A 12,014-nucleotide genomic window follows, 5' to 3' on the forward strand; every position below is an offset into this window, starting at 1 on the left:
CGAGATGGAACTTCGCACCGCGCTCGTCGTCGGCACCGGCCTCATCGGCACTTCCGCGGCCCTGGCGCTGCGCAAGCGCGGCGTACGCGTGCTGCTCGCCGACCGCGATCAGGCCGCCGTACGGCTGGCCCGGGAGCTGGGCGCGGGCGAAGACTGGGACCCGGGCGAGCAGCTCGCCGGCGAGGTGGACCTGGCGATCATCGCGGTCCCCCCGGCCCACGTGGCGAGCGAGCTGCTGGAGCTGCAGCGGATCGACGCCGCCAGGTTCTACACCGACGTCGCCAGCGTCAAGGCCGAGCCGCTGCACCGGGCCAGGCAGCTCGGCTGCGACCTGACCTCCTACGTCGCCTCCCACCCGCTCGCGGGCCGCGAGAAGTCCGGCCCGGGGGCGGCCAGGGCCGATCTGTTCCTGGGCCGGCCGTGGGCGCTGTGCCCCACCGAGGAGGCCGACCCCGAGGCCAAGGCGACCGTGCTGCGGCTGATCGAGCTGTGCGGGGCCAACGCGGTCGAGGTGAGCGCGTCCGAGCACGACCGCGCGGTCGCCGTCGTCTCCCACGCCCCCCACGTCGCCGCCTCCGCCGTGGCGGCCCGCCTGGCCGACGCCACCGACGTCGCGCTCGGCCTGGCCGGTCAGGGCGTGCGTGACGTCACCAGGATCGCGGGCAGCGACCCGAGCCTCTGGCTCGGCATCCTGTCCGGCAACGCCTCCCCGGTCGCCGAGGTGCTCGAAGCCGTCGCCGCCGACCTGGCCGACGCCGCCAGCGCGCTGCGCGCCCTGGCCGAGGGCGACGGCACCGCCACCAACGACATCACCCAGCTGCTCAAGCGCGGCGTCGTCGGCCACGACCGCATCCCCGGCAAGCACGGCGGCCCGGCCCCCTCCTACGCCGTCGTCCAGGTCGTCATCGGCGACCGTCCCGGCCAGCTCGCCCGCCTCTTCCAGGTGTGCGACGAGGTCGGGGTCAACGTCGAGGACGTGCGCCTGGAGCACGCCCCCGGGCTGCCCCTGGGCATCGCCGAGCTGTCGGTCCAGCCCGACGCCGTGTCCATGCTGGCCGAGGGCCTGCGCGAGCGCGGCTGGGAAGTTCCCTGAGCCCTGGCTCTTCCCGTGTGAAAGCAGAACGCCCTATCGGTTGAGTAAAGGGTGTGACTGCCAAAGTGACGGCTCGCGCCGGGCCATCGGACCCGGCGGAGGCGCTGAGCGACGCGGCTCTGCTGGAGCTGTCGTGCCGAAAACCCGAGCGGTTCGGTGAGATCTACGACCGGTACGTGGCGGAGATCCACGCCTACCTCGGCAGGCGCCTGGACCGGCAGGCCGCCGACGACCTGACCGCCGAGGTGTTCCTCGCGGCCTTCAGGAAGCGCGAGACGTTCGATTCCGGGCGCGGCGAGGTCCGCGCCTGGCTCTACGGGTTCGCCACCAACCTGATCGCCCTGCACCGCCGTGCCGAGACCCGGCGGCTGGCGGCGCTGCAGCGCAGCGCCGGCGTGCACCGCGCCCCGGAGGACGGCCACGAGGAGCGCGTGGTGACCCGCGTGGACGCCGTGAGCACGCAGGGACGGCTCGCGGCGGAGCTGCGGGCCCTGTCCGACGGCGACAGGGACGTGCTGCTGCTGAGCGCGCTGGGCGAGCTGAGCCATGAAGAGGTGGCCCAGGCCCTCGACATCCCGTACGGCACCGTCGGATCCCGCCTGTCCCGTGTACGCAAGAAGCTCCGTGCCGCCCTGGGCAGCGTCAACCCCCTGAACGGAGGCACCGATGGATGACTACCGGGCGGTGCGGGAGCTGCTGCCCGCGCCGCCGCTGACACCCGACGTGGAACGGGCGGGACGCGACAGACTGGCCGCCGCGATCGCGCGGGAGCGGCTGCGGAAGGGCCGCAGGGCCGCCAGGTGGACCGGGCTCGGGCTCGGCCTGGCGGGCGCGGCGGCCGCGGCGGTTCTGGTCGTCGTCCCCGCCACGGCCCCGACCGTGCCACCGGCCCGGCCCGGCGTGGTCGCCGCGCCGGACGGCAAGCAGTTCCTGCTGGCCGCCGCCGCCTCGGTGACCTCCGTGCCGGACGCCGGCGCCTGGTGGGGGAGCACGCTGGTCAACGGCAGCGAGTTCCGCGAGCCCGGCCAGGGCTACGTGCTGCGGCAGAGCCAGTCGCAGGAGACGTGGATCCCCGCCGACCCGGAGGGCCGCACCTGGTACCGCTGGAAGTACCTGGGCGCCAAGCCCGCCACGCCCCAGGACGAGGCGGCCTGGCGCGCCGCCGGGTCGCCGGAGTCGTGGACGTACGCGAAGAAGGCACCCGGACTGCCGACCGAGGACGCCCCACTCGGCGTCGTACGGGCGGCCCCGGGCAAGCCGGAGACCTTCTCCACCGAGGACTGGGACTTCCGCATCATGCTCGCGGACAAGCCGCTGACCAAGATGAACGAGGTGCCCGACACCCCCGAGGGCCTGCGCGCGCTCCTCGGCGCCCCCGACGACCAGGCGACCATCGACAACACCGCCCGCCTGCTCTTCTTCGCGCCGGTCACCAGCCGGACCCGGGCCGCCGCCTACCGGCTGCTGGCCTCGCTGCCGGGGGTCGCCGCCGTCGGCCCGGTGACCGACGTGCTGGGCCGCGCGGGCCAGGCGGTCGAGTACCGCTCCGCCGAATACCCCACCACCCCGTACGCGGGCGAGACCCGCACCCGGCTGGTGATCGACCCGGTCAGCGGGATGCCGCTGTCCATCGAGACCCGGTCGGTGACGGACGGGCTGCTCCTGGAGTACACCGCGGTCCAGGACAGCCGCTGGACGAACGACAACCCCTTGAAGGAGACGAAGTGAGATACCCCGTGGCCGCAGCGGCCGTCCTCATCACCGCCGGCATCGTCGCCGCGCCCGCGCAGGCGGCCCCGGCCGAAGGCGCCTACTGGCGGGTCGAGGTGGTGCGGACCGCGGACCATCCGCGCCCCGTGGGCAGCGGATACACGCTGACCGAGCGGTCGGCCAGCGTCGATTGGCAGACACCTGAGGGCAAGGCGTGGTCCGCCTACCGCGAGCTGGGTGCCCGGCCCAAGACCGCGAAGGACGAGGCGGCCTGGAAGGCAGACGGTTCGCCGACCTCGTGGACGTACCGGACGGAAGGCATGAAGATCTCGCTGTCCACCGAGCCCGGCAAGGGCCGGGTGGTCCCGGTGAAGGGGCGGCCCGCCGGGAAGTTCCGGATGGGGGAGAAGTGGGTGACCTACGCCCAGCTCCAGGCCCTGCCGGCGGAGCCCGAAGCCCTCAGGGCGCGCGTCGTGGCGGACCTGCGCGCCTGGATCGACGAGGCCGCGGAGGAGGCCAAGCTGACCGATCCGAAGGCCAAGAAGGAGGACTGGCTGGTCAACCTGGACCGGTACGTGGCCGAGGCCATGACGCGGCTGCTGTACGAGAACCCGGTGCCCTTCAAGGTCAGGTCCGCCGCGTACCGGGCGTTGCAGACCACCAAGGGCGTCAGCGACCTCGGCCAGGTCAAGGATCCGCTGGGCCGGTCCGGTCAGAAGGTCGCGCTGCCGGTCCTCAACCAGAAGAGCTCGGTGCTCAAGGAGCAGTTCATCGTGGACACCAAGACGATGACGCTGCTGGCCCACTACACCGACCTCCAGGACCGCGGCAAGCAGCTGGGCGGCAAGAGCGGGGTCGAGACGTACAAGGTCGGCTGGACCGACGACAAGCCCGCCGTGCCCGCCGCTGGGCCCGCCGCTGGGCCCGCCGCCGGCTAGCACCGGCCCGATGTCACATCCGAGCCTCCTCGATCCGTCTTCAGGCCGGATCGAGGAGGTAAGGACAATGAACGACATTCTGGTACTCGGAGCCGGCTACACCGGGGTCGCCGCGGCCATCAGGACCGCCGTCAGGACCCGCCGCACGGGCGGCCGGGTGCGGCTGGTGAACGCCTCGGCGAGGTTCACCGAGCGGCTCAGGCTGCACCAGACGGCGGCCGGGCAGCGGCTGGCCGACTTCGCGCTGGAGGACGTGGTCGCGGGCACCGGCATCGAGTTCGTCCAGGGCCGGGTGGCCGGGCTGGACGTCGAGCGCCGGCAGGCCCGGCTGGAGGACGGCCGCGTGCTCGGCTACGACAAGCTCATCTACGCGCTCGGCGCCGTCACCGACGCCTCGGTGCCCGGCGTCGCCGAGCACGCCTTCGTCTACGACGACTACGCGGGCACCGTACGGCTCGCCGAACGCCTCGCGGCCCTCAGCTCGGGCCCCACCTCGGGCCCCACCTCGGGCCCCACCTCGGGCCCCACCTCGGGCACGGTCGTCGTGGTCGGCGGCGGGCTGACCGGCGTCGAGTCGGCCGCGGAGATCGCCGAGGCCCACCCGCGCCTGCACGTGGTCCTGCTGACCAGGGGGCGGCCCGGCTCCATGATGGGCGAGCGGGCCCGCGCCCACCTGGACGCCGCGCTGGAGCGGCTGGGCGTCGAGGTGCGCACCGGCGCGGACATCACCAAGGTGCTGCCGGAGGGTGTCGAGCTGGCCGGGGGCGAGCTCGTCCACTCCGACGCGACACTGTGGACCACCGGCACCAGGGGCCTGCCGCTGGCCGCCGGGTCCGGGCTGGCCGTCGACGCGCGTGGCCGGATCGTGGTGGACTCCGCGCTGCGCTCGGTGTCCCACCCCGACGTGTACGCCGTCGGCGACGCCGCCGCGGTCAGCCAGCCGTACGGCGTGCTGCACGGCACCTGCCAGGGCGGCATCCCCACCGGCCTGCACGCCGCCGACTCGCTCGCCGCGACCCTGCGCGGCAGGACCCCGAAAGGGTTCCGGTTCGGGTACGTGCATCAGCCCATCTCGCTGGGGCGCAAGGACGCGGTCATCCAGTTCACCCGGCCGGACGACAGCCCGCGCAGGTGGTACCTGAAGGGCCGGGCGGCGATCGCGTACAAGGAGACCGTGAGCGGCAGCCCGCTCCCCACGTTCGGGCTGCTGAAGCGGGGGCTGGTGCCCGTGTGGGCGTTCGCGCTGACCGGAGGGCTCGGGTGAACGGCACGGCGGGCGGGGCCCAGGGCCCCGCCCGCCGCGTTCTTCCGTGATCAGCGCCTGGTCGTCAGGGCCTCGGTCACGTCACTCGCGTCGTCGAACATCTCGTGGTCGGGCAGGGTCTCCAGGGCTTTGATGATGTCCTTGCTCGCCTTGCGCTCGCGGGCAGCCCTGATCAGCTCCTGCTTGTTGGCCGGAAAGTCCACGCTGCTCAGGTTCTTGAGCAGGTCGATCGCGTTCGGTATTGTTGTCATAACTCTGTGCTTCCCGACTGTCACGATATGTAACATTCGTCAGCAATCGGGCTGTTCCAGCCGCTGCCGTGCCCGTTCCACCTCGGCCGGCAGTTCCCGCCGCTCGGCCAGGGCCCGCGACAGCCTCGGCACGGCCGTACGCAGGCCCTCCCAGCCCGCCGGGCCGGCGCGGAGCGCGGCGAGCGAGCGCCGCGCCACCACCCGCCACGGGCGGCGCAGCACCGCGGTCAGCACGGCGTTGCGGGTGGCCAGCACCTGCCTGCCGCGCGGGTCCCTGGGCCGGGGCGGGTGGTGGTGGGCCACGACGTCGTCCACGTACGCCAGCCCCCACCCCTTCGCGGCCAGGTCCACGGCCAGCCGCTCCTCCTCGCCGAAGAAGAAGATCACGTCGTCGAACCCGCCCGCCTCCAGAAACGCCTCCTTGCGCACCACCGCCGCGAACGCCAGGAAGCCCAGCACGCTCGGCCCCGGCAGGTCCGGCTCCACGCCGAGCGGCGAGTCGCGCATCGCCTCCGACACCGTGTCCAGGCGCTCCTCCGGTCCCACCAGCACGCGTGCCCCCAGGACGGCCAGCCGCGGATGCGCGTCCAGCACGTCCGCGGCCCGCTCCAGCGCCCCTGGCGCCCACCAGGAGTCGTCGTCGGCGAAGGCCACGTACGGGGTCTCGGCCAGGCGGACGCCCAGGTTGCGGCCCGGCGCCCCCAGGTTCCTGCCCGCCTCCACCACGTGAACGTCCGGGAAGTGGCGCCGTACGAACGCCGCCGTCCCGTCGGTGGAGCCGTTGTCGACGAGGATGACCGGGCGCGGGTGCAGTGGAAGCGTGCGGGCGAGCACCCGCAGCCTGTCCTTGCTGGCCACGACGACGGTGACGCGCGGATCGTTCACAGAGAGCCACTTACCGGGCGGCGCTCTCTTACTCCTCGGTTGACGCGCTCTCCGGAAAGGGGTATCAAGGGCGGTAACAGCGTTACCGAAAGGAAACGGCGTTACCGTGAGCACTGCATACCAGCAGGCCCAGCAGGAGGGGCAGAGCGTCGTGCGGGCCGCGATCCTCGACGCCGCCACGCACCTGCTCGCCACCGAGGGGCCGGCGGCGCTGACCGTGCGGCGGATCTCCGGCGAGGTCGGCTGCTCGACCAAGGTGATCTACACGCTGTTCGGCGGCAAGGACGGGCTCAGCCAGGCGGTGTGGCTGGAGGGGTTCGCGCGGTTCGAGCGGTGGATGCTCGAGGTGATGGGGCCGGACGATCCGCTGACCACGCTGCGCAACGGCCTGGTGGCCTACCGCGCCTACGCGCTGGCCGAACCCGACTATTACCGGGTCATGTTCCAGGGCGCGATGCCGGGGTTCAAGCCGGACCAGGAGTCGGTGCAGGCCGCCAAACGGACGTTCGACCTGCTGCTGCGGTGCGTGGAGGAGTGCCTGGAGGCGGGGGCGCTGCGCGGGGGAGCGGCCCAGGAGATCGCCGATGTGCTGTGGATGGCCATGCACGGCGCCGTAAGTCTGGAAATTTCTGGCTATTTCGATCCCGACGAGGTGGCACAGCGCTACCAGCTGCTCTGCGCCTCGGTCCTCGCGCCCTTCCTGGCCCACGACGCCCGCGACACCCACGGCGCCCACGGCGCCCACGGCGCCCGCGGCGCCCACGACGAGAGGAACGTGACATGACCCCCTTCACCGGCGGGTTCGCGCCCGTGACCGATGAGATCACGGCCTTCGACCTGGAGGTCACCGGCCGCGTCCCGGCCGAGCTGAACGGCCGCTACCTGCGCAACGGCCCCAACCCGCTCAGCCTCGACGACCCCACGGCCAGCCACCTGTTCCTCGGCGAGGGCATGGTGCACGGCGTGCGGCTGCGCGACGGCCGCGCCGAGTGGTACCGCAACCGCTGGGTACGCAGCGCCCGCGTCGCCGAACGGCTCGGCGAGCCGCCCCGGCCGGGGCCGCTGCACAAGAACTGGGACTTCGCCGCCAACACGCACGTCATCGGGCTGGCCGGGCGCACGTTCGCGACCGTCGAGGCGGGGCCCCTGCCGTACGAGCTGGACTACGAGCTCGACACCGTCGGCACCTGCGACTTCGACGGCGGCCTGCCCGGCGGGTTCGCCGCGCACACCCACCTCGACCCGGCCAGCGGCGAGCTGCACGCGCTGGCCTACTTCTTCGGCTGGGACCACCACCAGCACATCGTGATCAACCCCGAGGGCTCGGTGACGCGGACCACGGACATCCCGATCGCCGACGCCCCGATGCTGCACGACTTCGCGCTCACCGAGCGGTACGTCGTGATCTACGACCTGCCGGTCACGTTCAGCCAGGCCCACGCGGAGCAGGGCGTGCCGCTGCCGTACGCGTGGAACGACGCCCGCGGCGCCCGGCTCGGGCTCATGTCGCGCGAGAGCGGCGACGTGCGGTGGGTGGAGGTGGACCCGTGCTGGGTGTTCCACACGCTCAACGCCTACGACGACGGCGACGAGGTGGTCGTGGACGTGGTCCGCTACCCCAAGCGGTTCGTGGACGCCCGGCTCGACCTGGGCGGCCTGCCGACGCTCGACCGGTGGACGATCGACCCGGCCGCCGGCAAGGTCCGGCGGACGCGGCTGGACGACCGGCCGCAGGAGTTCCCGCGCATGGACGAGCGCCGCACCGGCCGGCCGTACCGCTACGGCTACACCTCGGCCGCCCGCGACCTCAAGAACGTGCTCTACCCGGCCGACACCGAGCTGGAGGACCTGCCCGACCAGGCCTTCGACAACACGCTCATCAAGCACGACCTGGTGCGGGGGACGCAGGAGTGGCGGCAGTTCGGGCGGGGCGCGTACGTCGGCGAGCCCGCGTTCGTGGCCTCCGGCGCGGCCGAGGACGACGGGTACGTGCTCGTCCTCGTCAACAACGAGGCCAGGGGAGCGGCCGACCTGGTGATCCTCTCCGCGCTGGACTTCACCGGCGAGCCGGTCGCCACCGTCCACCTGCCGGCCCGCGTCCCGCTCGGCTTCCACGGAAGCTGGATCGCCGACTGAGCCGGACACGGTAGCCTCTTCAGGTTGGGGTTCTTGAGAAGCTCGTGAAGAGGGAGAGGCCGTGACCGGTCTGGTCGTCGCCATGGACGGCCCTTCGGGGTCGGGTAAGTCGAGCGCGTCGCGCGGGGTCGCCCGGGCGCTGGGCCTGCGCTACCTCGACACCGGGGCGATGTACCGGGCGATGACCTGGTGGATGCTCCGGCAGTCCGTCGACCTGACCGACCCCGCCGCCGTGGCGGCCCGCTGCGGCGAGCCGCGCATCGAGTCCGGCACCGACCCCGACGGCCCCACGATCCACGTCGACGGCGTCGACGTGGCGGGTCCGATCAGGGAGTCCGAGGTCACCGGCGCCGTCTCCGCCGTGGCCGCCGTCCCCGAGGTCCGGGCCCGCCTGGTCGCGCTCCAGCGGGAGCTCATCGGGGCCGGTGACATCGTGGTCGAAGGCCGCGACATCGGCACGGCCGTCTGGCCCGAAGCCGCCGTCAAGGTCTACCTGACGGCCAGCCCGGAGGCCCGTGCCCAGCGGCGCAGCGCCGAGCTGGCCGGCTCGACGGTGGCGGCGCAGCAGGAGGCCATGGCCAAGCGTGACACCCTCGACTCGACCCGCAAGACGGACCCACTCTCGATGGCGGATGGCGCCGTCGAGCTCGACACCACGCCGTTGACCCTGGAAGAGGTCATCGCCGAGGTGTTGAGACTGGTCAAGGAGCGCACCTGACAGGTGCGGTACTCGCAAAGGATGAAATTTCGTGCCAACGGGGGATTGGGTCGAGGCCGGCCTCGACGACCTTGAGATCACCGAGCACGGCGACACTACGCCGTTGCCGGTCGTCGCCATCGTGGGGCGGCCGAATGTCGGCAAGTCCACGCTGGTCAACCGCATCATCGGCCGCCGCGAGGCGGTCGTGGAGGACGTGCCGGGCGTCACGCGCGACCGGGTCACGTACGACGCCAACTGGCGTGGCCGCCGCTTCACGGTGGTCGACACCGGCGGCTGGGACCCCGACGCCACCGGGATGAACCTGCGCATCGCCGAGCAGGCCCAGGTCGCCGTCGAGCTGGCGGACGTGATCGTGTTCGTCGTCGACGCCACCGTGGGCGCGACCGACGCCGACGAGATCGTGGGCTCGGTGCTGCGGCAGTCCGGCAAGCCGGTCGTCCTGGCCGCCAACAAGGTCGACAACCAGCAGCTCGAGCTGGAGGCCGCCGCGCTGTGGTCGCTCGGCCTCGGCGAGCCGTACCCCGTCTCGGCCCTGCACGGGCGCTCCAGCGGCGACCTGCTCGACGTGGTGCTCGACGCGCTGCCCGAGACGCCCGCGCTCGGCTTCGAGACCGAGCGCGGCCCGGCCCGCGTCGCGCTGCTCGGCAAGCCCAACGTCGGCAAGTCCTCGCTGCTCAACAAGCTCGCCGGCGAGGAGCGGGTGCTGGTCGACCCGATGGCCGGCACCACCCGCGACCCGGTCGACGAGCTGATCGAGCTGGGCGGGCGCACCTGGCGGTTCGTCGACACGGCCGGCATCCGGCGGCGCGACCGCGAGCTGCAGGGGGCCGACTTCTACGCGGCCATGCGCACCCGCGCCGCGCTGGAGCGCACCGAGGTGGCCGTCGTGCTCATCGACGCCAGCCAGCCCCTCACCGAGCAGGACCTGCGCATCATCGGCCTGGTCATCGAGTCGGGCCGGGCGATGGTGGTGGCCTTCAACAAGTGGGACCTGGTCGACGAGGACCGCCGCTACTACCTGGAGAAGGAGATCGACCGGCAGCTCGTGCGCACCCCGTGGGCGCTGCGGGTCAACATCTCCGCCCTGACGGGGCGGCACATCGACCGGCTGGTGCCCGCCCTGGAGAAGGCGCTCGACTCCTGGTCCACCCGGGTGCCCACCGCCCGCCTCAACGCGTTCCTGACAGAGCTGGTGCAGCAGACGCCGCCGCCGGTGCGGGGCGGGAAGCAGCCCAAGATCCTCTTCGCCACGCAGGCCTCCGTGGAGCCGCCGAAGTTCGTGCTGTTCACGTCGGGATGGCTGGAGGACACCTACCGGCGCTTCATCGAGCGGCGCATCCGGGAGGAGTTCGGGTTCGCCGGGTCGCCGATCGAGGTCACGATGAAGATCCGGGAGAAGCGGGCCAAGAAGGACAAGTAGCGCGGCGTCCGGGGGAACGGCTTTGCCGTTCCCCCGGACCCCGCCGTAGGATCTACGGCAACGCGTTGACGGAGACGAGTAGCCAGAGGTCCCGCAGGGGTCTGAGAGAGCCGCCGGTAGCTGCGAAGGCGGTCCCGTGCTCCGCTGGTGAAGACACTCCCGAGTGCGGGGAGGAAATGCCCCGCCGGTCTGACCCCCGTCATCGGGTCGTCGAGGCCGCCTCCGCTGAGGCGGCGAAAGTGCGGTGGCACCGGGAGCTCCCTTCTCCCCCGCACTCCCAAGGGGTCATGCAATTCCTCGTGAGGAGCTGTAATGATCTCTCGTGTCATGTCGGCGGAGCTCGCTGAGCACGCCGGCCAACGAGTGACGATCGCCGGCTGGGTCCATCGCCGCCGGCAGCTGAAATCCGTGTCCTTCCTCGTCGTCAGGGACCGTACCGGTCTCGCCCAGGTGGTCGCCGCGAGCGACCTGCCCGGCGAGGAGAGCGTCGTCGAGGTCACCGGCACCGTGACGGCCAGCCCGCGGGCGCCGGGAGGCGTGGAGCTGGTCGAGCCGGAGATCGAGGTGCTGACGGAGCCGTACGCGGCGCCGCCTTTCGACCTCTACCGGCCCGTGGTGTCGGCCGGGCTGCCGACGATCCTCGACCACGCGCCGGTCGCGCTGCGCCACCCGCTGCTCAGCGCGCCGCTGGAGATCTCGGCCGCGAGCGTGACGGGCTTCCGCGAGACGCTCGACGGGCTCGGATTCACCGAGATCCACACGCCGAAGATCGTCGCCTCGGCCACCGAGTCGGGCGCGAACGTCTTCGGCATCGACTACTTCGGCAGGCGCGCCTACCTCGCCCAGTCGCCGCAGTTCTACAAGCAGGCGATGGTGGGCGTGTTCGAGCGGGTCTACGAGGTCGGTCCCGTCTTCCGCGCCGAGCCGCACGACACCGTACGCCATCTGGCCCAGTACACCAGCCTCGACGCCGAGCTGGGCTTCGTCCGGGACCACCGGGACGTGATGGCGGTGCTGCGGGAGGTGGTGGCGGGCATGCTGGAGTCGGTACGGCGCCGCGCCCCGTCCGCCGTCGAACGCGCCGGGGCCATCCTGCCCGAGGTGCCCGCCGAGATCCCGGCCATCCACTTCACCGAGGCGCAGGAGCTGACCGGCTCGGACGAGCCGGACCTGTCGCCCGCGCAGGAGCGGTGGCTGTGCGAGTGGGCGGCGAAGGAGCACGGGTCGGAGTTCCTGTTCGTCACCGGCTACCCGATGTCCAAGCGGCCCTTCTACACCCACCCGGACCCCGCCCGGCCCGGCTACTCCAACGGCTTCGACCTGCTGTTCAGGGGCTTGGAGCTGGTCACCGGCGGGCAGCGGCTGCACCGCTACCCGGACTACGTGGCCGCGCTGGCCGCCCGGGGCGAGGCCGTGGAACCGTACGAGGGGTACCTGCAGGCGTTCCGGTACGGGATGCCGCCGCACGGCGGGTTCGCGCTCGGGCTGGAACGGTGGACGGCGCAGCTGACCGGGGCCGCCAACATCCGCCAGACCACCGCCTTCCCCCGCGACCTGCACCGCCTGTCCCCGTAACCCTGGGCCCCTGCGCCCGAT

At 72.5% G+C, this 12,014-nt stretch carries 12 protein-coding genes; 10 read left to right on the forward strand and 2 right to left on the reverse strand.

Features of this window, described 5'->3' with window-relative positions:
• Positions 1 to 4: 4 nt before the first annotated feature.
• The 5 genes from HD596_RS32975 to HD596_RS32995 all read left to right on the forward strand — a co-directional run bounded on the left by HD596_RS32975 (position 5) and on the right by HD596_RS32995 (position 5,005).
• On the forward strand, positions 5 to 1,093 hold the full coding sequence (locus HD596_RS32975; protein WP_185073134.1) for a prephenate dehydrogenase: 1,089 nt from the start codon (positions 5 to 7) through the stop codon (positions 1,091 to 1,093).
• A 53-nt stretch (positions 1,094 to 1,146) separates the two neighbouring features.
• Entirely contained in the window at positions 1,147 to 1,767 is a 621-nt protein-coding gene (locus HD596_RS32980) for a sigma-70 family RNA polymerase sigma factor (RefSeq protein WP_313045377.1), read from the forward strand.
• Positions 1,760 to 2,821 (forward strand): CU044_5270 family protein, encoded by a 1,062-nt coding sequence (locus tag HD596_RS32985; RefSeq protein ID WP_185073135.1) that lies wholly within the window; start codon positions 1,760 to 1,762, stop codon positions 2,819 to 2,821. Before HD596_RS32980 ends, HD596_RS32985 begins: the two co-directional genes overlap by 8 nt.
• Positions 2,818 to 3,741, forward strand: a complete 924-nt coding sequence (locus HD596_RS32990; RefSeq protein WP_185073136.1) for a hypothetical protein — start codon at positions 2,818 to 2,820, stop codon at positions 3,739 to 3,741. The genes HD596_RS32985 and HD596_RS32990 overlap by 4 nt, the downstream gene beginning before the upstream one ends.
• 67 nt (positions 3,742 to 3,808) lie before the next feature.
• Positions 3,809 to 5,005, forward strand: a complete 1,197-nt coding sequence (locus tag HD596_RS32995) for an NAD(P)/FAD-dependent oxidoreductase (protein ID WP_185073137.1) — start codon at positions 3,809 to 3,811, stop codon at positions 5,003 to 5,005.
• 50 nt (positions 5,006 to 5,055) lie between these two features.
• On the opposite strand, the gene HD596_RS33000 is transcribed toward HD596_RS32995, so the two are convergent.
• Together HD596_RS33000 and HD596_RS33005 are read right to left on the reverse strand one after the other, a co-directional pair.
• Positions 5,056 to 5,256 (reverse strand): DUF2795 domain-containing protein, encoded by a 201-nt coding sequence (locus HD596_RS33000; protein WP_185073138.1) that lies wholly within the window; start codon positions 5,254 to 5,256, stop codon positions 5,056 to 5,058.
• A gap of 39 nt (positions 5,257 to 5,295) precedes the next feature.
• Positions 5,296 to 6,141, reverse strand: coding sequence for a glycosyltransferase family 2 protein (locus tag HD596_RS33005; protein ID WP_185073139.1), 846 nt, complete (start codon positions 6,139 to 6,141; stop codon positions 5,296 to 5,298).
• Between the two features lie 106 nt (positions 6,142 to 6,247).
• Between HD596_RS33005 and HD596_RS65035 the strand changes: the two genes are divergently transcribed.
• The 5 genes from HD596_RS65035 to aspS all read left to right on the forward strand — a co-directional run bounded on the left by HD596_RS65035 (position 6,248) and on the right by aspS (position 11,993).
• Entirely contained in the window at positions 6,248 to 6,925 is a 678-nt protein-coding gene (locus tag HD596_RS65035) for a TetR/AcrR family transcriptional regulator (protein WP_185073140.1), read from the forward strand.
• Complete coding sequence (locus HD596_RS33015) at positions 6,922 to 8,277, forward strand: carotenoid oxygenase family protein (protein ID WP_185073141.1); 1,356 nt, start codon at positions 6,922 to 6,924, stop codon at positions 8,275 to 8,277. Before HD596_RS65035 ends, HD596_RS33015 begins: the two co-directional genes overlap by 4 nt.
• Before the next feature lie 61 nt (positions 8,278 to 8,338).
• A complete protein-coding gene (gene cmk, locus HD596_RS33020; RefSeq protein WP_313045382.1) occupies positions 8,339 to 8,995 on the forward strand; it encodes a (d)CMP kinase in 657 nt (218 codons plus the stop codon).
• Positions 8,996 to 9,026: 31 nt separating this feature from the next.
• A complete protein-coding gene (der, locus tag HD596_RS33025) occupies positions 9,027 to 10,418 on the forward strand; it encodes a ribosome biogenesis GTPase Der (RefSeq protein ID WP_185073142.1) in 1,392 nt (463 codons plus the stop codon).
• Positions 10,419 to 10,730: 312 nt separating this feature from the next.
• Positions 10,731 to 11,993, forward strand: a complete 1,263-nt coding sequence (gene aspS / locus HD596_RS33030; protein ID WP_185073143.1) for an aspartate--tRNA(Asn) ligase — start codon at positions 10,731 to 10,733, stop codon at positions 11,991 to 11,993.
• The last annotated feature ends 21 nt before the right edge of the window (positions 11,994 to 12,014 follow it).

This window comes from Nonomuraea jabiensis (genome assembly GCF_014204795.1).
Classification (GTDB): Bacteria; Actinomycetota; Actinomycetes; order Streptosporangiales; family Streptosporangiaceae; genus Nonomuraea; species Nonomuraea jabiensis.